This is a genomic window from Enterococcus sp. BWT-B8, assembly GCF_020567625.1.
Classification (GTDB): Bacteria; Bacillota; Bacilli; order Lactobacillales; family Enterococcaceae; genus Enterococcus_L.
The window spans coordinates 605,325-628,830 of sequence record NZ_JAJDJV010000001.1 but is presented as its reverse complement, the minus strand read 5'-3'; the positions used below and the strand labels follow the sequence as shown (position 1 = coordinate 628,830).

The window sequence follows — 23,506 nt, the reverse complement described above, 5'->3', positions numbered from 1 at the left end:
GAAATAGAGAGGTGAAAAGAGTGAGTACAATAAGAATCATTCCGCTGGGCGGCGTACGCGAAAATGGAAAAAACATGTATATCGCTGAAGTGGAAGATGAAATTTTTGTGCTGGATTGTGGATTGAAATATCCAGAAAATGAACTTTTGGGAATTGATGTGGTTATTCCGGATTTTACTTATTTGGAAGAAAACATTGAGCGAGTTTCAGGTGTGTTCCTGACTCATGGACACGCAGATGCAATCGGTGCATTGCCATACCTTTTATCAAAAGTTCAGGTACCAGTATTCGGTACAGAATTGACTGTGGAATTAGCAAAATTAAGTGTGGGAGATCATCCTTCATCAAAAGATTTCAAGGATTTTCATATTGTTGATCCTGATACTGAAATTGATTTTGCTCATGCGACAATCAGCTTCTTCAAAACGACGCATACGATTCCCGATTCTATCGGAATCAATGTGAAAACGTCTGAAGGAAATATTGTTTACACGGGAGATTTTAAATTTGATCAGACAGCTGAACCGATGTATCAATCTGATTTCAGCAGATTGGCGGAAATTGGTAAGGAGGGTGTTTTAGCATTGCTGAGTGATTCATCTAATGCTGAAAATGCCAGTCCGGTTGCTTCTGAGCTGCAGGTTGCAGAAGAAGTGTACGATACGATTCGTTACTGGGAAGGTCGAATTATCGTTGCTTCAGTTGCCAGTAACTTGAAACGTGTACAACAGGTTTTGGATGCTGCTTATCGTTCTAACCGAAAAGTGGTTTTAACTGGGATCGATTTAGAAAAGATCATTCGAACTGCAATGCGTTTGAATAAAGTGAAGCTGCCAAGTGATGAGCTGATTATCACATTGAAAGAAATGAAAAAGTACTCTGACGATGAGCTGCTGATTTTGGAAACCGGTCGTATGGGCGAGCCTATAAAATCACTTCAAAAGATGGCAAATGGCACACATCGTTCAATTAACATTAAAGAAGGAGATCTTGTTTATATTACAACAACTCCTACTACAGCGATGGAAACAATGGTAGCCAAGACGGAAGATATTATTTATCGGGCTGGCGGAATTGTAAAACAGATTTCTGATAATCTGAGAGTTTCCGGCCACGGCAATTCAAATGATTTACAGTTGATGCTGAACTTGATGAAACCTAAATTCTTTATTCCGGTTCAAGGTGAGTACAGACAGCTTGCTGCACATGCAGATTTAGCGCATGAAATCGGTATTCCTTATAAAAATATTTTTATTACCGGACGAGGGGATATTCTTGAGTATGCGAAGAAAAAAATGTCTGCTTCAGGATCAACAACTGCTGACAACATTATGATTGACGGACTGGGAGTTGGAGATATCGGAAATATTGTGTTAAGAGATCGCCGCATCCTTTCAGAAGATGGAATCTTTGTTGTCGTTGTAACCATTAATCGTCGTGAGAAGAAAATTGTTTCTCCTGCAAAAATAACGTCCAGAGGGTTTGTTTATGTGAAGACCAGCAAGGATTTAATACAGGAAAGCGGAAATATTGTGACAGAAATCGTTGAAAAGCATCTTGATAGTAAAGACTTTGAATGGAGCAAGCTGAAACAGGATATTCGCGAACAGCTGAGTCGCTATCTATTTGAACAGACAAAACGCAGACCAGTTATTCTTCCTGTTATTATGGAAGCTTCACAACGAAAAAAAGCAAATAATTAAGAATAGAAATGAGCCAAATGTGAGGAAGTATTCTCGAACATTTGGCTTGTTTTTTTATTTTTTCTAAGTAAATTTGCAAGTATCTCTCAAACACGCAGCCATATTTTTGTACCCATCTTCTTTTTTAGTTTATTTCTACATTTTTTCATAGGCAGCTAATCAAAGCGGAAGAGCGCTCTCGTAGGTGTTTGGGTCTGCCGTTTGGAACTTAGAGGTTTCTGACAAAATAGTCAGGAAAAGCCTGGATTACAGCTGCAGCATCATCATTGACTTTATGGATATGGGCTTCTACAGTTTTGCGCAATTGTACCTTGTCTTTTCTTTTAATCAATTCCAGAATTTGCTGATGCTCCTCCAAAATATTATCCCAACTCAAGTCTTTAACCTCCAGACGTAAAAAACGATAACGATTTAATGCCCCATTCAACATTTGTAACCACTGCCATACAAAATTTTTATTAGTAATTTGATAAAAGAAACGATGGAACTCTTCATCTAAATGAAAATACTGGTCTACATTTTTTGATTCAAAATAAACTTGCTGAATTTTCAACATTTGTTCCAGCTGCTCGATTTGTTCAGGCGTTATGACGGCTGCTACTTCTTCCATGACAGTCGTTTCTATGTTTTCTCTCACAAACCGGGCTTCAGATACTTCTTGCAAGTCAATGTGTGAGACATAGGTTCCGCTTTGAGGAATGATCACAAAAAGCCCTTCTTTTTGTAAACGGAGAATTGCTTCTCGAACAGGTGTATCGCCGATACCGATGCTTTTTACTAAAGCATTTTTCGAGATTTTTTTTCCGGGTTTCAGCTCAGCTTTCATTACCATCTCTTTAATCAGTTCGTATGCACGGGTTTGGCTATTGGCTTTTTCCATGAAATTACCTCATTTTTAGATTAATTGAAAATCATTCTATCTCATTTTACCGTAAATAATGTCAAAAGAAATACGAAGTTGCAAATTTATTTTTTTATTAAAGAAGGCGATCGGTTGATAAGTTAGATATTTTATAGTAAGATACTAATATATCAGTTTGAGTGTTGCAAGTATTTCTATTTATTTATAAAGCAGAATTTATGTTTATTAAGGAAAATTTCTTATTTTATATGGGCGGTTTCTATCACGTCAGTTAGTTGAACAGTCTTTTAGAACATGGAAAAACTACAAGGAGGTAGGAAAGGTGAAATTGAACAAAGCGAGTCTGACCAACAAGGAATTGATTGCTGCCGGGTATCAGATGCCTCAATATGATGTAAAAGTAATGGCTGCCAAAACCAAAGCAGCGCCTAAATGGGTACACTTAGGGGCCGGAAACATTTTCCGTGCCTTTTTAGCAGCTCATCATCAACACCTGTTGAATGAAGGAGTGACTGATACTGGAATCATCGTAGCGGAAGGTTATGATGATGAAATCGTGGATATTTTATCCAGCTATGACAATTTAACGATTAATGTGACTCTGAAAGAGAACGGGCAAGTTGAAAAGGAGATTTTGGCTAGTGTCTCTGATTATTTAAAAATGGATACAGATTCTGCTGATTTTGATACGTTAAAAGAAATATTCAGAAAATCTTCTCTTGAAATGGTTTCAATGACAATTACAGAAAAAGGATACAGCTTGGTGGATGGTTTAGGTAATCTCATTTCAGCAGTACAAACTGATTTTGATAACGGTCCGACGAAACCAGTCAGTTACTTAGGGAAATTAGTTGCCTTGTTATATGAGCGTTTTCAAGCAGGTGAATTACCGATAGCGCTCGTTTCAATGGATAATATGTCCCATAATGGTGAAAAACTGCAAGCTTCAGTATCGGCTTATGTGGATGCTTGGGTGGAAAAAGGATTGGTTCCAGCGACATTTAAAACATATGTTGAAGGCAGCAGCAACGTAACATTTCCCTGGTCTATGATTGACAAAATTACACCACGACCGGATGCTGCAGTGCAAGCCGTATTGGAAGAAGACGGATTAGAAAAAATGTTTCCATCTAAAACATTAAAAAATACCTTTGCAGCACCCTATGTCAATGGAGAAGAAACAGAGTATTTGATCATAGAAGACGAATTTCCAAATGGCAGACCTCATTTAGACAAAACCGGTATCATTTTTACGGATAGAGATACTGTAAACAAAGTAGAAACGATGAAGGTGACGACTTGCTTGAATCCGTTGCATACTTGTCTTGCGATTTTTGGTTGTCTGCTGGATTACACATCCATTTATGAAGAAATGAATGATGAGGATTTGGTGAAATTGATAAAAATCCTTGGCTACAGAGAGGGGTTGCCAGTGGTAATAAACCCCGGCATTATTAATCCCAAACAATTTATTGATGAAGTTGTTGAAAAACGACTTCCCAATCCCTTTATCCCAGACACACCACAGCGGATTGCATCAGATACCTCTCAAAAGCTGTCTGTTCGTTTTGGTGAGACGATCAAGTCTTATTTAAACTCTGATGTGCTGGATGTTCAAGAGCTGCAGGTTATTCCTTTGGTTTTTGCTGGGTGGTTGCGCTATTTGACAGGTATTGATGATCAAGGGGAAAGGTTCGATGTCTCTTCAGATCCATTGCTGGACACGCTCCAGCCAATGTTTGCTGACTTTGAGTTAGGAAAAGAGCAAGCGGATAGAAAGGTATATGCAGTGCTTTCTAATAGCAAGATATTCGGTGTTGATTTAGTGAAGATCGGTTTGGCCGAAAAAGTTTTGACCTTTTTTAATAAAATGTCAACGGCACCGGGAGCGATACGAGAAACAATTCAAACGATCAAATAAAAGGAGCAAATGAATATGAAGCTATCATTTAGATGGTATGGTCGAAACAATGATCCGATTTCATTGGATTACGTCCGTCAGATTCCAGCTATGGAGGAGATTGTGTGGGCGTTACATGATAAGCAGGCTGGAGTAGTGTGGTCAGAAGAAGAGATCAAAGATGAAATCGCTTATATTGAATCTCATGGCCTGAAGGCGACGATCGTGGAGTCTGTCAATATTCATGATGCGATCAAGTTAGGCTTGCCGGCGCGTGATGCGTATATCGAAACGTACAAAGAATGTTTGAAAAATTTAGGGAAGAACGGTGTTAAGGTTGTTTGCTATAACTTTATGCCTATCTTTGATTGGACTCGGACAGATATGTTCCATCCGCTGCCTGATGGCTCAACTTCATTGTTTTTTGAAAAAGAAAAAATTATGTCGCTGGACCCGCAGGAACTGGTCAATATGATGGAGAAAGAAAGTAACGGTCTGACTTTACCAGGTTGGGAGCCGGAGCGTTTGGCACATATCAAAGATTTATTTGCAGCTTACGATGGGTTTACCGATGATAAATTACGAGAAAATTTCAAATACTTTATGGATGCGATCATTCCGACATGTGAGGAATACGACATTAAGATGGCGATCCATCCGGATGATCCGCCGTTTTCTATCTTTGGCTTGCCGCGTTTGGTGAATACACGAGATAATATTAGAAAATTATTGGCTGTTAATCCAAGTCCATACAATGGATTGACTTTTTGCACTGGTTCATTAGGTTCAGATCCAAATAATGAGGTTGTGACTATGCTGGATGAGTTTATTGATCGCACACACTTTATGCACGTACGGAATGTCTTTGTATATCCAAATGGTGACTTCTCTGAAGTATCTCATCGGACATCAGATGGGACTGTTGATATCACTGGTGTCATGAATGTTTTGGCAAAGTATAACTTTGACGGATATATCCGTCCCGATCATGGGCGGCATATCTTTGGCGAAAATTCAACAAATGTACGACCAGGCTATGGTCTGTATGACCGTGCGATGGGTGCCATGTATTTGGCGGGGAATTGGGATATGGCACAACGCTTGCACCAATAATCGTGAGAAATGATAAAAAAATATTTTTAAATAGTTGATTTACTGGCATTGACTATACGTAGAAAATGGTGTTGGGATGGGAAATTTTGGAATTTACTGAGCTTGGCTGGGATTTCCCGCTGCACGCTGTTCCTTATGAGCCTGCTGTTTGATTTTTGCAACTTAACTTTAGTGATTAGGATGTGTTGGAAGACCTTGCGGCGAATCGTTTCGAAGGAATAGAAAGGAACAAACACCATTTGAAAAAGGAAGGGGCTTCCATTCTTCGTATAAGTCATATGCTGCCATTCCAGTTAGAGATAGAGGAATCGGCAACTCATTATCATAACTACGTGAGGTCGGGTCAAAAGCAATCAGCTCTGAGAATTAAGAAGGAATATCCGAAAATAGTCAAGGAACACTAGTCATAAAATGAATAGCTGAGAATGGATACACTCCGCTGCGCTTCGATCATCTCAACTTCTGCGTATGAAACATACGAGAGTTGACAGGCTTCACTAGGATTGCTTTAGCAGAATAGATGAAGTCCTGTTACCTACTCGATGAAGGAACTGGAGCTCCTTATATTTTCAGGATAGTTCGTCTTATTTCCGAAGGAGCTGCTCCTGCGGGTACTCATCGCAAAAAGAATTTTTGCTTTTGTACCGCTGTTTATTCGAGGGTAGATACGAAGAGAGCTTGGAACTTTATTTCTGTCCCATTCTCGATATTTCATTGTTGGATTTCTCTCAAAATTCCTGAAGAATTCGGATGTCACAATACGTTTCAGATACATCCTGATAAGATTCTTGTAAACAGTTGTTTTTAGGGTGTCAATATTTGAGGGGGCTCTTTGTTTTTTTAGTCTCTTTTAGTGTACTTTCGAAAAATAGAGCGAAATGGTTCGGATATATTTTTTAAAGCAGAGGTTTGTGAATTGTTTAACTAATGATCTGAATAGCTGCAAAGAGAATCAGAAGTAATTTACTCAGTAAAATGCTTCTGTACTGGCATGAATTTATCAGTACTTTTAGCTTGAAATTGGTTATCATCATTACAGCTGATTGATCAGAGGAATGAATCTTGTTTAACCTGACCTCGGTCAGCTAATTGAAAAAGGTACAAATAAAAACAGCCAATATAGAAGGTCAGATTTTTATACGTGTTGGTTGATTGGAGGTCCATAATTCCCATTTTAAATATGTTGGAGAATAGGGCATCATTGCTCATCCCACATTTTTTAATAGGAACGATTACTGGTATTAAAGAGCTAGTCTCTTAAATAATAAATAAAGGAGTTTTATGTATGGAAACCAAATTTGATACGAAAGAATACTTAGAGAAGGTCGATGCCTGCTGGCGTGCTGCAGATTATATCTCTGTGGCTCAAATGTATTTGAAGGACAATCCTTTATTACGCCGACCTGTTCAAAAAGAAGATGTGAAAACCCATCCAATTGGTCACTGGGGAACAATTTCTGGACAAAATTTTCTTTATGCGCATTTAAATCGTGCTATCAATAAATTTGATTTAAACATGTTTTATATTGAAGGTCCTGGTCATGGCGGACAAGTCATGGTGTCAAACTCGTATATCGATGGCAGCTATACAGAAATTTATCCCGAGTACACTCAGGATGAAGCTGGATTAAAGAAATTATGCAAGATCTTTTCATTCCCAGGAGGTATTGCTTCGCATGCGGCACCAGAAACACCAGGCTCTATTCATGAGGGTGGGGAGTTAGGCTATTCGCTGGCACATGCAACTGGTGCGGTTTTGGATAATCCGGAAGTAATTGCGGCTACAGTTATCGGTGACGGTGAGGCTGAAACGGGTCCATTAGCAGCCAGCTGGTTTTCTAATGTTTTTATTAATCCGGTCAATGATGGGGCAGTTCTGCCAATTGTCTATTTGAATGGCGGAAAAATCTCTAATCCAACGATTCTTGCTCGTAAAAGCAATGAAGACTTAACTAAATACTTTGAAGGTCTGGGCTGGAAACCTTATTTTGTTGAGGGAACAGATCCAACTTTAGTTCATCCTATAATGGCGGAGACACTAGATAAAGTAATTGAAGAAATCAAAGCGATTCAATCAGAAGCTCGGAAAGGAAAAGCTGAAGATGCCGTAATGCCCCAATGGCCAGTTATCATTTTCCGGACACCAAAAGGCTGGACTGGTCCGAAAACATGGGATGATGAGCAGATAGAAGGGACTTTTCGTGCCCATCAGGTGCCAATTCCTGTTGATTCCGAACACATGGAGCATATTGATCAATTGGTAAACTGGTTGAACTCCTATCGTCCAGAAGAATTATTTGATGAAAATGGAAAAATCATTGATGAGCTAAAAGAAATGGCTCCAAAAGGAGATAAACGGATGGCGACAAATCCGATCACAAACGGCGGAATCGATCCAAAGCCGATGAACATGCCGGATTGGAAACGTTATGCTGTTGATACTTCTACACCAGGTGCTGTGATAGCACAAGATATGATTGTCTTTGGTGAACAGGCACGAGATATGATTACTGAAAACCCAACAAACTTCCGTATTTTTGGACCAGATGAAACCAAATCCAATCGATTGAACAAAGTCTTTGAAGTAACGAATCGACAATGGCTGGAACTAAAAGACAGCAGCGATGAATGGCAGTCTTCTGTTGGACGAGTGATTGATGGTCAACTATCTGAACATCAGGCAGAAGGATTGTTGGAGGGGTATGTGTTGACTGGACGTCATGGCTTCTTTGCCAGCTATGAATCATTTCTGCGTGTTGTTGATTCCATGATGACACAGCATTTTAAATGGATGCGAAAAGCCAGTGCCCATGCATGGCGTAAGCAATATCCATCCTTGAATTTGATTGCAACTTCAACTGTTTTCCAACAAGATCACAATGGCTATACCCACCAAGATCCTGGTGTGTTGACCCACTTGGCTGAGAAAAAACCAGAATTTATTCGTGAATATCTACCGGCAGATGCCAACAGTTTGATGGCAGTGATGGATAAAGCGATGCAGGAAAAACAAGTCATCAATCTAATTGTCTCCAGTAAACATCCACGACCGCAGTTCTACTCTGTAGAAGAAGCAGAGGAACTGGTGGAAAAAGGTTTTAAGGTGATTGACTGGGCAAGTACAACTGGTATAGAAGAGCCAGATCTGGTAGTCGCTGCAGCTGGGACGGAACCTAATTTGGAAGCATTAGCTGCAATAAGTATTTTGAATAAGCAATTTCCTGATATGAAGATTCGATTTATCAATGTTGTGGATATTTTGAAACTTCGTCATCCAGAAGTTGACCCTCGCGGGCTATCAGATGAAGAATTCGATACATTGTTTACAGCAGACAAACCAGTACTTTTTGCATTCCATGGTTATGAAGGAATGATTCGAGATATGTTCTTCAAACGTCACAATCATAATTTGTTAGTTCATGGATATCGTGAAAATGGGGATATCACTACGCCGTTCGATATGCGGGTCTTTAGTGAATTGGATCGCTTCCATTTGGCTCAAGATGCGGCCAATGCTGTATATGGTGATAAAGCAGCAGCATTCTCGAAAAAAATGGATGAAACAATCCAGTTCCATCATGATTTCATTAGACAAAATGGAACGGATATTCCAGAAGTTACTAATTGGAAATGGGAAATGCTGAAAGTAAAAGAATGTAACTTCAGCTAAAAAAGATAGAGTAATAGGAACTTTAAAAGCAGTAAGCAAAATAAGTTTTATTGGCTGGCATGAATTCGGACTTAAACCGAACCCATGCCGCCAATTTTTTAATGACTTTAGTTAATTTAATGACTAAAGTGAATAGAAAAAAGGCAACCATTAATAATATGAAATTTCTGAACCGTTTAAACAAGTAATTTGTCGGTTTATAATCTTATTATTGATAGTCCACAACTTATAAACAAGGGTATTCATTGACCTTTCATACTTGCAATGAAATAATAATGGTATTCGTTCTGATGGAGGTATTCGTGTGAAAGACTTTGAAAAAGAGAATTATGCCGCTTATTATACAGAGGATATCGCATTGAAGTTGCCCGGATATTTTCTAATGTTTGACTTGATTTTCAAAGGTGTCTTACCTGTGGAAGCTCAAAAAAAGGTTGATAATATCCTGCTTGTGGGTGGTGGAGAGATTGAAAGCGGCATGCTATTGAAGCAGTATCCGACAGCTAGTTATACATTTGTTGATCCCAGCAAGGAGATGTTGGAAAGAGTGAAGCGATCGCTGCCTAAAAATGAACGTTTGATCTATAAAAATCAGGCTTTTGAAGAATACCAGACGGAGCAGTGTTTTCAGCTTGTTTTATCGTTACTTGTTATCCACTTTATAGAGGATAAGGAAGCTTTCCTATATAAACTATATCGTCTTTTAGATCATAAGGGAATTTGTATTGTTAGTGCTTTTTCTAATCAACATTTGGAATGGTGGAAAGAGTATGCAATCAAAAATGGTGCAAACAAAGAGGAGGTAATGCGAACCTTTTTGAATCAGGAAGAAGTAATGCAAAGTGTTACGCCAAGAAAAATAGAAGAATTTGCAAGCAGTGCAGGTTTTGTAAAAGTAGAAAAAATTGCTCAAATCCTATCTATTGATTTGTGGTTATTAAAAAAATAGAAAATTGGATGTAGACTGGCTAAAGTTGCTGCTCAAAGAGAGAGTACGCCCATTGTATAGCCCTATAACTTTAGGAAGCTATTTCTTGTGTCAGGGCTTGTTTTTATTTTTTGAAAATAATTGTGTTTCAGTTGCTGGTAAAAGAACAGCAGCTGAAACTGAGAGATGTTTCTGCAATTTTCCAATTTGATTGGTTGAGACTGTGAATGGTATAAGTTATAGTCTCTTAAAACCGAATAAACGGTATTCCAGTCTTTATATGCCTCTTCGATTAGCTATTTCCTATTTAAGAGCGAATGTCTGCATATTCATGAGATCGTCAAAGCAGCCTTATTCTCAGTATGCAGCAAGTCCTTTTGTGCTTCAAGTAATCACAGAAGCAGATGATGCATAGTATCTACTTGGTTTTGGCGGAAAAACCCTTCTGTTACCCTCTTAATTATTGGATCGATTATTCGTTACAGAGCATTTTCCAACTCAAGGAGATATGACTTTATTGAGAGTCCTTCATCATTTGTTTTGCCCAGATAGCCTGTCAGCTTCCCATTTTTTCCAATCACACGATGGCAGGGAACAATGATAGGGAATGGATTGTTCCGATTGGCCTGTCCAATGGCTCGAACTGCTTTTTCTGAATTTACTGCTTTGGCAATATCCAGATAAGAGCGGGTTTCCCCATAAGGAATATTGAGAAGAGCATCCCAGACTTTTTTTTGAAAAACTGTTCCCTTTTCAAATAATAGAGGAGTGGTGAACTCTTTTAATTTTCCTGAAAAATAAGTGTCTAATTCCAGTGCAGCCTGTTCTGTCCAGCAATTTGTCTGATGATCTGCTATTTGGAAAAAGGAAACCTCAGTCAATCCTTGTTCATTTGCATTTAGCCAAATAGGCCCTATTGGTGTAATTATTTCCATTATCTGATCCTCTGAAACTTTCGTTTTTTTCATTATACCCTAAAATTAAAGTGTAATATACTAGGAGAGAGCAGTATACTAATTTAAAGTAAAATAGGTGTCTCGGCTGTTAACCTGTCTAAAAACAGTTGAAACAAGAGGGTAAGTCCTTGGTCAGTGCTTTCTATAAAGCTGCTTGAGTATATTTCAGCTTCGCATCAAGATATATCGTAAAATGCCTAGTTATCATTCATCATGTCCTTTGTCATTTGCTTAAAAAGTATTATTAAGGGTTTCCAAATAAAATAAGTTTTTTGTGGATATATCCTTATTTTTTATATGAATAATTGTTTTTTTATATAAGGATTATATTTCTTTATATTTGTTTTTTAAGGTTGATTATATAGAAGTACAAGCCAAATATATTTTACTGATTCCGGCAAAGAGTGGGGAAATTTTCAGAACTTGAAAACAGCAGCTGAGGATGAGCTGCTGTAAGAAGAAACAAACGACAGTTATGTCTTTTTCTATTTCTAGGATTTATTAGAATTGTCTAAAAGGAAAATCAGTTTATAGTGAAGATTTTTGACTACATGTATGTATCAAATATAGATAGTCTTTTAGCTGTTGGGAACCTGAGCGGCTAAATTTACTTAACATGTTAGAAAGACGGATGTTTTTGAAGTATGTTACTATAATTAGTGAACAGACGCTATGAGAGAATGGCGGCTAAAGCCTCTCAGAAATAGTATGTAAGAAGGAATCAGGTGGGGGAAATACTAATCTACAGTGTTTAATTCAATTCAGAATAACAATTGTATAAAAAGGAATAGTTGAGTAATTTTAATATGGCAACTCAAAAGAAGCTATGAAAAACTGATCGATTAAATACCTGGAGCACTTGACAAGGGGCCTCCATCATTGAGCATTCTGACGATACTGAGAGCAGTAGAGAAATCTGCAACCATTGCAGCTCAATGCTGCTCAATATAAAGTGTTTGCTTAGACACCTAAGATAACATAATTAGATTGTTGCAAGGGAAGAGAATAAAAACAGGTTGTGAATCCTTGCCTATCAAGGATATGGAGATTTTAGGCAAAATTATTTTTAATAGACAAGGAGGGAATGTATGGAAGAAATTATTATACTGCATACTAATGATCTGCATTCTCATTTTGAAAACTGGCCGAAAATCAGGAGATTTCTTTTGGAGAAAAAGGCAGAAAACACCGAAGTCAGTCAAACAACAGTAACAGTTGATCTGGGAGATTTTGTAGACCGTTGGCATCCTTTGACTGAGGCAACAGATGGTCAGGCTAATATTGATTTGATGAATACGATTCACTACGATGGAGCAACCATCGGAAATAATGAAGGTGTGGGAAACTCCAAGCGTCAATTAAATAATTTATATAACGAAGCGAATTTTGATGTTCTTTTGGGTAATTTGTTTGATCCGGATACAGGTGAACGACCTGAATGGGCTGAACCCTATAAAATCATTGAAACTCCGTCTCATACAAAGATCGGCTTGATTGCATTAACTGCGCCTTTTCCTTTGACATATAAGCCGAATGGCTGGGATATTCGTCGGGTTGATGAGGTTCTTCCAGAGTTGGTTCAAGAAGTCAGACCAAAATGTGATTTGCTGATTTTACTCAGTCATTTGGGAATAGACAATGATATAAAAATTGCCACAAATTATCCAGAAATTGATGTTCTGCTGGGCTCACATACCCATCATTTGTTTAGATATGGTGAAAAAATCAACCGTACTCAGTTAGCTGCTGCCGGAAAATTCGGACAGTATGTTGGTGAGGTTCACGTATTTTTGGAAGATGGAAAAATTTTTAAAACAACTGCAGAAGCTCATCCAACTGATGAACTGCCTTTTTTTCCAAAAGACGAAGAAGAGATAATCGGGTATATGGAGCAGGGGCATGAGTTGTTAAAAAGGAAATCAGTTGCTGAACTGCCTTATGAGCTGTCTAATGAACTGGATGATAGATATCCTGTTATCTTTAAGACCCTTGACGCAGTAAAAAAGAGAGGTAGGACAGAGGCTGCTGTTTTAAATACAGGACTGTTCTTAGATGAGCTTTCAAAAGGAGTCGTTACGGAAGATGATCTTCATCGAATTTTGCCTCATCCCATGCATTTGATTCGGGTAACATTGGTTGGGGAGGATATGATTCGTCTAGTAAGAGAGATGGAAAAAAACAGGCAGTATCTGAGGAAGTTTCCGATTATGGGAATGGGTTTCCGAGGGAAAATATTTGGAGAGCTTTGCTATGACGGTATCTTCTATGACAAAGAGACAAAGAACGTTTTATGGAATGGGGAAAGGATTCAAAAAGATCGAAAATATACACTGACTACGGTAGATCATTTTTTATTTATTCCTTTTTTTCCAACAATAGAAATTGTTGGCGAGGCAGAATTTTTATTCCCGGAGTTTATTCGAAATGTTTTAGGAGACTATTTGAGACGCCACTATCCAATCAATAAAAAACAAGGTATAATAAACGACAGGTGGTGAGATTGTGACGGAGAAAACTGAAGAAAAGAATGAATTAACTGCAGAAATTGCTGCTGTGATTGAAGAGATAAATGAAGAACCTGCTAAAACCAAACAGCGAGGTGAAGTAGTAACTGCTGTAGATGAAAGCCAGATTATGATTGGAGATCGTCAGTACATGCTGGTGAAAAATCATCGGGATGCTTTTGATGCAGAGAAAATAGGTGAACGTTTCAGTGATATTTTATCCAGATACGATTTCATCGTAGGGGATTGGGGATATGATCAGCTTAGATTGAAAGGCTTTTTTGAAGCAGGCAATCGAAAGGCTTCTCCTGATCAGCGGATTGACAGTTTGGAAGATTATCTTTATGAATTCTGTAATTTCGGCTGTGCTTATTTTGTACTTGAGCGAATAGGTGGAAAGCGGGAAAAACAGGGACTTAAAAGAAAGCGAAATAATAAACGAAGCAACTATCGAAATAATAATCAGGCTCATACAGAAGAAAAGAAAGGACCTGCAAAAAATCAAAAAGATTTTAAGAAAAATAAACCAGTTATTCGTAATAGAAAAGAAAATACTGGGGCAAATCAGCAGGCTGCTGAAAAGAAACCGGAGAAAAAAGAGGCGAACAATAATCGATCATTTACGATTCGCCAACGTGAGGAGTAGAAACAGTGGGAAATTACAAGGGCTATTTGATTGATTTAGATGGAACGATCTATCTGGGTAAGGAAATTATACCGGCAGGAAAACGTTTTGTTGAAAGGCTTCAGAAAACGAATCAGCCCTTTCTCTTTGTAACAAATAACACAACAAAAACGCCTGAGGCAGTTGCAAACAGGCTGGAAAAAGAATTTGATTTGCACGTTCCGGCTTCTGTTGTTTACACCGCATCTCTGGCAACGATTGATTATATGAAAGAAATGAATCAGGGGAAAAAGGTTTATGTGATTGGCGAATCGGGTTTAGTTGACTTGATTCTGGCTGCAGGATTTGTTTGGGAGGAAGAGAGTCCTGATTATGTAATTGTAGGACTGGATACAGGAATTACCTATGAAAAATTTGTGAAAGCGACACTGGCTATTCGCAGAGGTGCCGTTTTTATAGGTACAAATCCCGATAAAAATATTCCAACGGAAAGAGGCCTTCTTCCCGGAGCCGGCTCGATGATTGCTTTGGTACAGTCAGCTGTGCAGAAAGAGCCTGTTATAATCGGCAAACCGAATTCTGTGATTATGAACGAGGCAGTTAAACTTATGGGCTTGGAGAAAACAGATGTGTTAATGGTTGGCGACAATTATGAAACGGATATACAGTCCGGTATTCAAAACGGTATTGATACATTGCTGGTTTTGTCTGGTTTTACTCAGAAAGAAGAGGTGCCAAACTTGCCGACTGCAGCGACTTATACTCTTAACTCATTGGATGATTGGGAACTGTAGCATGACAAAACGCAAAGGAGCAATTATAGAATATCTGGGATTTACCTGTCTTTTTTTGGCAGTCATTTCCTTGTGCATTGCCATCACAATAAATTTTCGACCGTTGTATCGTTTTGACATTAACTACTTAAATATTCTTGATTATACAATGATCAGCCAAAAAGAGCTGCTGGAAAATTTCGATCAGCTGATGAGCTACCTGAATAATCCTTTTGTTACAACACTGAAAATGTCTGATTTTCCAGTTTCTGAAAGCGGAGCCTTCCATTTTTATGAAGTAAAACGTCTATTTTTACTGAACTACGGGGTGTTGCTGGTGACAATTATTCCAGCAGGCTTTTTTTTACGGTACTTGAAAAAGAATGGCTGGTTATGGCGTTTAATGCGTCCCTGTCAGATTGCTTTATTTATTCCTGTGGTTTTTCTGCTGTTAATGGCTGTAGGTTTTGATCAGTTTTTTGTTCAGTTCCATGGAATCTTTTTTAATAATGATGCATGGCTGTTTGATCCTGTAACTGATCCGGTGATTAATGTTCTGCCGGAAATGTTCTTTATGCACTGTTTCCTTCTATTTTTTATTTTGCTGGAAGGGACCCTGTTCGCTGGTTTTTTAGTTGGCAGGAGAAGTTTAAGAAAAAAATAATTAATTGAATAAATTACGCGAGGTCGGGACTGTGACAAAAGTATGTCTGAGATCCCTAAAACCGAATAAACGGTGTTCCAAAGCCCCTCCATGCTTCGAGGATCGGAACGAAGTGAGAACCGTAGACGCAGAAAAACGGATACAGTGTAATGTTTTGTCTCGAGAATCGTTAGACTCGTAGAGACAGTAGTTCTGGAAATAAGTCGAACTATACTGAAAATATGAGTAGCTCCAGGGAGGTATCAATTCACAGCTAGTCATTTTATGACTAGTGTTCCTTGACAATTTTCGTATAGTCCGACTTATTGTCATAAATCACTACGATTGACTCGTCAGAGTAGATGATGCATGATACCTACCTGGTTCTTGAGACAGAACACTTCTGTCTCAACCTCGCTGTTTATTCGGGTTTAGATATGAAAAGAGTTTGGACCTTATTTCTGTCCTAAACTCTTTTTTATTTTATGCATAGTATCTCTTATAAAAAAGAAATTAAAGTTGATCTAGTTTCGACAACTAGATTGAATCATTTTAATAAATATGTTATTATTTTTTTATAAAAAGGTGGTGTGTTTTTTTGAACGATATAAGAGCTTCGCTGGAACAGTGGGGGAAAAATTTGAAGGGCATTCATTTACCCAGATGGCATGAACTGCCGGATATAGAGCTGTATATGGATCAAGTAATTACTCTTGTGGAAAAATACTTGTCACCATTGATTACTACTGACAAACATACCTTGCTGACATCTTCAATGGTTAATAACTATGTAAAGCTTGGTTTGATTCCGGCACCTGAAAAAAAGAGATACAATCAAAAACATTTAGCATTTCTTGTTGCTATTACGTTGTTGAAACAGGTTCTGACCATTCCCGAAATTAAACAGGGAATTTTGTTTCAGGGGGCTGCAGTTGGAATTAGGGAAGCTTATAATCAATTTTGTAATGAACAGGAAAAAGCCTTGAAAGTTGTTGTTGCCCAGGCATTAGGGGAAGAACCTGTTTCGTCGTTTAGTGAAAATATTCCTACAGAATCTCTGGCTGTAAAAGCAGCAACCTTATCTTTTGCAACAAAAATGTTCAGTGAAAAAGTGATCGAATTGGAGCAACTATATTTAGAGAAGATGGAGAAACGTGATGAATAAACAAAAAATAGCAATACTTGTAGATTCCGGTACTGATGTACCGCAAGAACTAATTGAAAAATACGGAATATATGTGATTCCTTTGCAAATCATTTATAAAGATCGAGTATACACGGATAAAGTGGACATCACCCCGGAAGAGGTATATAAGCGTTTGCCGGTTGAAATCCCGAGTACTTCATTACCTGACGGAGACACCATTACGAAAATTTTTGAAAAGATTAAAGCAGACGGCTTTGAAAAAATTTTGGCGATTACAATTTCCAGCGGTTTGAGCGGAACATTTAATATTGTTCGTTTGATCAGTGAGGAGTTTAAAGATGTGGAAACCTTCTGTCTCGATACGAAAAATATAGGGATCGGCAGCGGACTTCAAGTGATTGAGGCTGCTAAAATGGTTGAAGCTGAGATGCCATGGGCAGAAATGAAAGTACGTCTATCTGAAAACGTTGAAAAATCCACTGTCTATTTTAATGTGGCGACATTGGAATATCTGCAAAAGGGCGGCCGGATTGGTTTGGTAGCATCTATTTTGGGAAATGCCTTAAAATTGAATCCCATTATTTCCTGTAATGAAGAAGGGGTTTACTATACTGTAGCAAAAGCTCGAGGCAGAAAGAAAAGTCTGGAAAAAACGCTTAGTCTGATTAAAGAATTTATTGGGAACCACAAAAAAGTTGTTTTGGCTGTTGCGCATGGAGAAGCAGAAGAAGAAGCCAAAACTTTCTATCAAAAGTTGAAAGAAAATTTTCCCCAAGCTGAAGAGATTTATTTTGGCACTATCAGCCCGGCATTGGTTGTTCATACCGGACCTGGACTCCTTGGAATCGGTGTTCAAATCTTGGACTGATTTTGTTATGTAATCAATTGCAAGTTCAAATAATTGCGTTAAATTAACAATATGATAAAATGAAAACTGGAACTGCTGAATCAGTCTGTTTCGGTTTTTTTGATATGGAAATTTTATGAAAAGTATTTTAAAAAGACGATTGTTATGTTAAACTCATTATTGTTGAAAGGAGATAATAAAAAATGAAAAAAGCAATTGCAGAAATTATTGGAACATTTATTTTAGTATTTTTCGGAACAGCAACCGCTGTTTTAGGAAACGGAATGGAAGGAATCGGAACAACAGGTATCGCATTAGCCTTTGGGCTGACGATTATTGCAGCAGCCTACAGTATTGGTACAATTTCAGGTGCTCACTTAAATCCTGCTGTATCACTGGGAATGTGGGTAAATAAACGAATCACGACAGTGGAATTGGCCTATTATATTGTTGGGCAAGTGATTGGTGCACTATTGGCATCCTTCTCATTACTGATGATTTTAGAAGCAGGAAGTCTGAACACTTCAAATCTTGGACAAAACGGCTTTGGTGATTTCACAGCTATGGGTGCGTTAGTTATTGAAATTATTTTAACATTTATTTTTGTTCTGGTTATTATGACTGTCACAAGTGCTAAAAAAGGAAATGCCAAACTTGCAGGAATCGTTATTGGTCTTACACTGACAATGGTTCACTTGGTTGGAATTCCGTTAACCGGTACATCAGTAAACCCTGCAAGAAGTTTGGGTCCTGCGATTTTTGCCGGCGGAGATGCATTGTCTCAGCTGTGGGTCTTTATTGTTGCACCGCTAATCGGCGGATTGCTTGCAGCGCTGGTTGCCAAATATGTTTTAGATACTGAAGAAGTATAACAAATTAAATCAACAGTTAATCAGAATCGGTCTTTAAGGACTGATTCTGATTTTTGTTTTTTGTTGATTTTCTTAAGAAAGGTGAATAGAAACAGCGAAATCAGTGAACAAAGATGAAAGACTTCAAAAAATGAGGTATAATGAAAAAAATACTGCAAAACTATGTAGGAAAGAAAAAGAGGTGTCTCTTTATGAAAAAGATTTTAGTCGTAGATGATGAAAAACCGATTTCCGAGATTGTAAAATACAATTTAGTAAAAGAAGGGTATGAAGTTTCAACTGCTTATGATGGTGAAGAAGCATTGGAAAAAGTGAAAGAAGAAGAGCCGGATTTGGTGATTCTTGATCTGATGCTCCCTAAAATTGACGGTTTGGAAGTTGCTCGGGAAATCAGAAAAACCTATGATATGCCGATCATTATGGTAACTGCCAAAGATTCTGAGATCGATAAGGTTCTAGGACTTGAATTAGGAGCAGATGATTATGTGACAAAACCATTTTCAAATAGAGAGTTGGTTGCTCGTGTTAAAGCCAACCTGCGTCGTGGAGCTGCCAGTGTTAAGGAAGCCGACGACAATACACCTTCTGAACTGTCAATTGGCGATTTAACCATTCATCCGGATGCCTATATGGTATCAAAACGCGGAGAAAAAATAGAGCTGACTCACAGAGAGTTTGAACTTCTTTTCTATCTGGCAAAACACATAGGTCAGGTAATGACAAGAGAACATTTGCTGCAGACAGTCTGGGGGTATGACTATTTTGGAGATGTCAGAACAGTGGATGTGACGGTTCGACGACTGCGTGAAAAAATTGAAGACAATCCGAGCCACCCTACATATTTGGTTACCCGAAGAGGTGTCGGCTATTACCTAAGAAATCCTGAACAGGAGTAGTGATCTATGAGGAAAAAGGTTAACTTTTTTCAATCAGTCAACTTCAAGATTGCGTTATCCTTTATCCTCCTTCTTTTGATCGCTATACAGATTATTGGAGGATATTTTATTCGTGAACTGGAGACGACGACAATCAGTGAATACAAAAAAAATATTGATTTGCAGGTGACTCAGCTCGTTAACTCATTGAGCAATCCGCTAAATAATGAGGACGACAATGTCAGCGCGGATGTTGATACAGATATAAAACGAGTCCTGAGCAGCTTTTCAAATTCAGAATTTCTTGAAGTCAGAGTGATTGACGATAAGGGAATTGTTCGTGCAACCAGTGATTTAAACCAACAGGGAGTGGTTGGTAAGAAAAATGAATACCGTAATCTGAATGAGTTTGTCGCAAAAAAATACCCTGCAGTTGAAAACGGGAAAAGGGTATATATTAATATCCAGCCAATTTATTCCCCGACCGGCGATACTGTCATCGGGGCTGTTTATGTTAAAAGCAACATTGAAAACAAATATAAGGAAGTTACGGATATCGCCCGGATATTTTTTACTGCATCATTGATGGCGGGAATTATCTCTGTCATTGTCACACTGTTGATTTCTCGTTCGATTACTCAGCCTATTGGAGAAATGAAAGAGCAGGCGCTGCGTATCGCAAGAGGCGATTACAGCGGGAAAGTAAAAATCTATGGAAAAGATGAGCTTGGACAGCTGGCGGAAACCTTTAACCAGTTGAGCGAACGAGTGGAAGAAGCGCAGGAAACGATGGAGTCAGAACGAAATCGACTGGATAGTGTGCTTACGCATATGACAGACGGAGTTATTGCAGCAGACCGGCGAGGAAAAGTCATTACTATTAACGAAATGGCTACGACTTTATTAAATGTTAAGGCAGAAGAAGCGATTGGAATGTCCTTGCTGGAGCTGCTGGATATTGATGGAGAATACACGCTGAGAAAGCTTTTAGAGGAGCCGGATGAATTACTGATTGACCGTTCCCTCTCTGATAATCCCGAGGATCAAATGATTTTGAAGGTTGATTTTGCGATGATTCGAAGAGAATCAGGTTTTATTACCGGGATTGTTTGTGTGATGCATGATGTAACAGAGCAGGAAAAAAATGAACAGGAACGCCGTGAGTTTGTTTCCAATGTTTCTCATGAACTGCGTACGCCTTTGACAAGTATGAGAAGCTATATAGAAGCGCTCAATGAAGGAGCTTGGGAAAATCCCGAAATCGCACCGCATTTTCTGAAAGTCACATTGGAAGAGACAGACCGGATGATCCGCATGATTAACGATCTTCTGAATCTTTCCAGAATGGATTCCGGAAATTCTGAATTGCAGATGGAGTATGTCAATTTTAATGAATTAATAAATTTTGTACTGGATCGTTTTGATATGATGGTTGAAAATGACGAGAAGAAATTTGTCATTCGCCGTGAGTTTACCAAGAGAGATCTTTGGGTTGAACTTGATATGGATAAAATTATACAAGTACTAGACAATATTATGAATAATGCCATTAAATATTCTCCAGATGGCGGAGAAATTGTCTGCCGTCTGTTGGAAACCCACAGTAGTGTTATTTTCAGCGTAACAGACAGAGGACTTGGTATTCCAAAGAAAGATTTACCGAAAGTGTTTGAACGCTTTTATCGAGTGGATAAGGCGCGGGCGAGAGCACAGGGCGGTACAGGACTGGGACTGGCAATCTCAAAAGAAGTAATGAAGGCTCATAATGGGGCGATCTGGGTTGAAAGCCGAGAAGGTCAGGGATCAACATTCTATATTTCTCTGCCTTATGAACCTTATGAGGAGGTTTGGTGGGAATGAAAATGACTATTACTGAGAAACTGATTCGGATCGGTCTGATTCTGATGGTTTTGCTAAGTCTCTATTTCAGCTATTCAATTTGGAGCAGTTCTTCAATTAAAGAAGATAGCTTGGAAAATGAGGGGCAGGTCACTTCTACAACGAAAGAAAGATCCAGCAGCGATGTTTTTCTCCCTCTAAGAATTGTCAGAATGGAGAATGACGAGATAACTGTAAGTACGAGCGAAAGTCTAATCAGCTCCATTCAAAAGGTGTTGAGCAGCAGTATAATTGACCAGCTTTCTTTGGTAAGCAGCGGAAGCGAAGAAGAATACGAAAATTACTATTCAGATAAAAGAGGATTTGAATTTCTTTATGAAGGACGTTTCCTGCTAAGTGAATATCTGTCCGTGTATAATCTTCCGATTGATCTTACTGATATCTCGTTGGCAGAAGAAGTCTATTTCAGCAGTATACAAGTCGATTTTGATGGAAAAAGAATCTATTTTTTTGATTTTGAGAATAAAAATGTTTACTCAGCATTTATCTCGATTGACCAGGAAAAGATAGAAAATTTATTGAAAAAAGACGGAATCAACTATTTTAAGGCTATTGAACGTTCGTCAATTGCAAATAAGCAATACTATATGATGAGCGACCTAAAACTTAAAAAATACAGCTATATTTTAGCATCTCAGCCTATAACACTTTTCAGAAATGCTTTTTTTGCCAATCCGGACAGTGTTCATACAAATGAGGACAGTAACGATCTTTCATATACAAGCGGGGTTGAAAAGCTGGTTATTGACGAAGAAACGAGTACAGTGTATTTTAGTGGAAATCTCCAGGTATCTTCTGAGGATCATAATGTGTATGCTGACAGTTTTGGCTATATGAAAAAATTGGGAACCAATATTGGGAATATACGCTATTTTGATTACTCAGATAATAAAGTGAATTACCGTACATTTGTGGAAGGTTTTCCTGTTTTCAGTGAAAATAATAAAGGGCAGGTCAAAGTCACCATTGATGGAGAAGAATCTGAGCAGCATAAAATCAGCATTGATACAAGTGTTGATATGATTCAGGTACCTATCCCTTCTGAAGAAGAAGTTACTTTACAGGACACTTCTGATTTGTTGGATGAGCTGCTTGCTTACGGTGCAGATATCGAAGGAATTGAATCGCTGATTATCGGCTATAGCTGGCAGACAATCGAGGGTATCACCCAAGTTGTTGATTTAACACCGGAATGGTATATTTTGTATCGTGGACAATGGTATCCGGAGCGCGAATTGCTGCAGAAAATCGTGAATTTGGAGGTGCAGTAATGGATTTTAAGCGGATTGAATGGATTTTTTTCCTGGTTTTCTTAGGGGTAAATATCTTTTTATTCAGTATCTATCGGGAAGGTCTGCAGGATGAAAGTTACGTCTCTTATTCCGAGAAAACAGAAAGCCTGGAAACGCGTCTGAAAAAAGATCAGATTACGCACAAAAAGGAATTGTCTACTAAACGCTCTGAAGGTTACTACCTAAGTGGAGAACAGACAAATTTTTATATGGCTATTCAGGAACAGCAGGCAGCTAAAAATGACTATTCCTATTTAAAAAATATTACCGTGACTGAAAATGGCGTCATTGATTATCCAAGCAATCACTACATTGATCCAGATGAAGTTAATGAGACGTTTTCCGGCTTTCTTAGGGATGAAAAAAGTGTCTTATACGGCAATGAATATACGTATTTACCTCAGTTTTCTAATTTAAACGGTGAATTTCCCGAACTCGTTGCAGCACAATCATATGGAGGTATTCCAATTCATGATGACACGGCTCAGATTACCCTGTCGCTTGAAAAAAGCGAGACAGATGATTTACTTAGAATCGTACAGTATTCGCAGTCTCATATTGGAAATCTGGAAGAGCTGAGAGAAAAAGCAGATCTTTATTCAGAACAGGATGCCATAGAAACACTTTACGTAAACAATAAGATCCCCAGCAACTCAACTATTACTTTTTCAAAGCTGGCTTATTCGCAGATATACAAGATCAGAGAAAAGAATGTTTATGTTCCTGTCTGGTTTATCGGGATATCTTCCAATTCAACGACTCTGCAGGTTGAGCAGGTGAACGCCATGAGCAATACAATTATTACCAGTAATGCGGTTATCAGGGTGGAAAAAGATAATTGATCGTTGTATACTATATACTGATTACATGAAAGATTAAAGGAAGGGAAGCGTAGGA

General features: G+C 38.3%; 18 protein-coding genes. 16 read left to right on the top strand and 2 right to left on the bottom strand.

All coding sequences use genetic code 11. The features are described 5' to 3' along the window. Window positions 1-20 precede the first annotated feature (20 nt). The gene (locus tag LI951_RS02830) at window positions 21-1,703 is read left to right on the top strand and encodes a ribonuclease J (protein WP_202068014.1); all 1,683 of its coding nucleotides are present in this window, start codon (window positions 21-23) and stop codon (window positions 1,701-1,703) included. 208 nt (window positions 1,704-1,911) lie between these two features. On the opposite strand, the gene LI951_RS02825 is transcribed toward LI951_RS02830, so the two are convergent. Next, window positions 1,912-2,583 (bottom strand): GntR family transcriptional regulator, encoded by a 672-nt coding sequence (locus LI951_RS02825; RefSeq protein ID WP_229441188.1) that lies wholly within the window; start codon window positions 2,581-2,583, stop codon window positions 1,912-1,914. A 304-nt stretch (window positions 2,584-2,887) separates the two neighbouring features. Here LI951_RS02825 and LI951_RS02820 point away from each other — a divergent pair, with 304 nt between their 5' ends. From LI951_RS02820 to LI951_RS02805, 4 genes are all read left to right on the top strand, one after another. After that, the gene (locus LI951_RS02820) at window positions 2,888-4,486 is read left to right on the top strand and encodes a mannitol dehydrogenase family protein (RefSeq protein ID WP_229441187.1); all 1,599 of its coding nucleotides are present in this window, start codon (window positions 2,888-2,890) and stop codon (window positions 4,484-4,486) included. A 15-nt stretch (window positions 4,487-4,501) separates the two neighbouring features. Next, window positions 4,502-5,578, top strand: coding sequence for a mannonate dehydratase (gene uxuA / locus LI951_RS02815; RefSeq protein WP_229441186.1), 1,077 nt, complete (start codon window positions 4,502-4,504; stop codon window positions 5,576-5,578). Window positions 5,579-6,863: 1,285 nt separating this feature from the next. Next, complete coding sequence (locus LI951_RS02810; protein ID WP_229441185.1) at window positions 6,864-9,248, top strand: phosphoketolase; 2,385 nt, start codon at window positions 6,864-6,866, stop codon at window positions 9,246-9,248. A 304-nt stretch (window positions 9,249-9,552) separates the two neighbouring features. Then, a complete protein-coding gene (locus tag LI951_RS02805; RefSeq protein ID WP_202068020.1) occupies window positions 9,553-10,197 on the top strand; it encodes a class I SAM-dependent methyltransferase in 645 nt (214 codons plus the stop codon). Window positions 10,198-10,655: 458 nt separating this feature from the next. Here LI951_RS02805 and LI951_RS02800 read toward each other — a convergent pair whose 3' ends face one another. Then, on the bottom strand, window positions 10,656-11,111 hold the full coding sequence (locus LI951_RS02800) for a methylated-DNA--[protein]-cysteine S-methyltransferase (protein WP_202068021.1): 456 nt from the start codon (window positions 11,109-11,111) through the stop codon (window positions 10,656-10,658). Window positions 11,112-12,220: 1,109 nt separating this feature from the next. Here LI951_RS02800 and LI951_RS02795 point away from each other — a divergent pair. From LI951_RS02795 to LI951_RS02745, 11 genes are all read left to right on the top strand, one after another. Next, window positions 12,221-13,630 (top strand): bifunctional metallophosphatase/5'-nucleotidase, encoded by a 1,410-nt coding sequence (locus tag LI951_RS02795; protein ID WP_229441184.1) that lies wholly within the window; start codon window positions 12,221-12,223, stop codon window positions 13,628-13,630. Window position 13,631: 1 nt separating this feature from the next. Beyond that, entirely contained in the window at window positions 13,632-14,282 is a 651-nt protein-coding gene (locus LI951_RS02790) for a YutD family protein (protein WP_202068070.1), read from the top strand. A 5-nt stretch (window positions 14,283-14,287) separates the two neighbouring features. Next, window positions 14,288-15,055 (top strand): TIGR01457 family HAD-type hydrolase, encoded by a 768-nt coding sequence (locus tag LI951_RS02785; protein ID WP_202068023.1) that lies wholly within the window; start codon window positions 14,288-14,290, stop codon window positions 15,053-15,055. A 1-nt stretch (window position 15,056) separates the two neighbouring features. Next, entirely contained in the window at window positions 15,057-15,698 is a 642-nt protein-coding gene (locus LI951_RS02780; protein WP_202068024.1) for a TIGR01906 family membrane protein, read from the top strand. Between the two features lie 577 nt (window positions 15,699-16,275). Then, window positions 16,276-16,842, top strand: a complete 567-nt coding sequence (locus LI951_RS02775) for a DUF1836 domain-containing protein (RefSeq protein WP_202068025.1) — start codon at window positions 16,276-16,278, stop codon at window positions 16,840-16,842. Next, window positions 16,835-17,692: a DegV family protein gene (locus LI951_RS02770; RefSeq protein ID WP_202068026.1), complete on the top strand. Its 858-nt coding sequence runs from the start codon at window positions 16,835-16,837 to the stop codon at window positions 17,690-17,692. Before LI951_RS02775 ends, LI951_RS02770 begins: the two co-directional genes overlap by 8 nt. Window positions 17,693-17,874: 182 nt before the next feature. Beyond that, window positions 17,875-18,543 carry an MIP family channel protein gene (locus LI951_RS02765; RefSeq protein ID WP_202068027.1) on the top strand — a complete coding sequence of 223 codons (669 nt, stop codon included), beginning with the start codon at window positions 17,875-17,877 and terminating at the stop codon, window positions 18,541-18,543. A gap of 191 nt (window positions 18,544-18,734) precedes the next feature. After that, the gene (gene yycF, locus LI951_RS02760; protein ID WP_202068028.1) at window positions 18,735-19,439 is read left to right on the top strand and encodes a response regulator YycF; all 705 of its coding nucleotides are present in this window, start codon (window positions 18,735-18,737) and stop codon (window positions 19,437-19,439) included. Between the two features lie 6 nt (window positions 19,440-19,445). After that, on the top strand, window positions 19,446-21,278 hold the full coding sequence (walK, locus tag LI951_RS02755; RefSeq protein ID WP_202068029.1) for a cell wall metabolism sensor histidine kinase WalK: 1,833 nt from the start codon (window positions 19,446-19,448) through the stop codon (window positions 21,276-21,278). After that, window positions 21,275-22,588 (top strand): YycH family regulatory protein, encoded by a 1,314-nt coding sequence (locus LI951_RS02750; protein WP_229441183.1) that lies wholly within the window; start codon window positions 21,275-21,277, stop codon window positions 22,586-22,588. Before walK ends, LI951_RS02750 begins: the two co-directional genes overlap by 4 nt. Next, window positions 22,588-23,451: a two-component system regulatory protein YycI gene (locus LI951_RS02745; protein WP_202068030.1), complete on the top strand. Its 864-nt coding sequence runs from the start codon at window positions 22,588-22,590 to the stop codon at window positions 23,449-23,451. The genes LI951_RS02750 and LI951_RS02745 overlap by 1 nt, the downstream gene beginning before the upstream one ends. Window positions 23,452-23,506: the final 55 nt, after the last annotated feature.

What these genes read in the sequence shown, in the direction of transcription:
- LI951_RS02770 (WP_202068026.1), top strand. Translation starts at nt 16,835, where the DNA reads ATGAATAAACAAAAAATAGCAATACTTGTAGATTCCGGTACTGATGTA.
- LI951_RS02745 (WP_202068030.1), top strand. Translation starts at nt 22,588, where the DNA reads ATGGATTTTAAGCGGATTGAATGGATTTTTTTCCTGGTTTTCTTAGGG.
- LI951_RS02810 (WP_229441185.1), top strand. Translation starts at nt 6,864, where the DNA reads ATGGAAACCAAATTTGATACGAAAGAATACTTAGAGAAGGTCGATGCC.
- LI951_RS02795 (WP_229441184.1), top strand. Translation starts at nt 12,221, where the DNA reads ATGGAAGAAATTATTATACTGCATACTAATGATCTGCATTCTCATTTT.
- uxuA (WP_229441186.1), top strand. Translation starts at nt 4,502, where the DNA reads ATGAAGCTATCATTTAGATGGTATGGTCGAAACAATGATCCGATTTCA.
- LI951_RS02750 (WP_229441183.1), top strand. Translation starts at nt 21,275, where the DNA reads ATGAAAATGACTATTACTGAGAAACTGATTCGGATCGGTCTGATTCTG.
- LI951_RS02825 (WP_229441188.1), bottom strand. Translation starts at nt 2,583, where the DNA reads ATGGAAAAAGCCAATAGCCAAACCCGTGCATACGAACTGATTAAAGAG.
- walK (WP_202068029.1), top strand. Translation starts at nt 19,446, where the DNA reads ATGAGGAAAAAGGTTAACTTTTTTCAATCAGTCAACTTCAAGATTGCG.
- yycF (WP_202068028.1), top strand. Translation starts at nt 18,735, where the DNA reads ATGAAAAAGATTTTAGTCGTAGATGATGAAAAACCGATTTCCGAGATT.
- LI951_RS02765 (WP_202068027.1), top strand. Translation starts at nt 17,875, where the DNA reads ATGAAAAAAGCAATTGCAGAAATTATTGGAACATTTATTTTAGTATTT.
- LI951_RS02800 (WP_202068021.1), bottom strand. Translation starts at nt 11,111, where the DNA reads ATGGAAATAATTACACCAATAGGGCCTATTTGGCTAAATGCAAATGAA.
- LI951_RS02780 (WP_202068024.1), top strand. Translation starts at nt 15,057, where the DNA reads ATGACAAAACGCAAAGGAGCAATTATAGAATATCTGGGATTTACCTGT.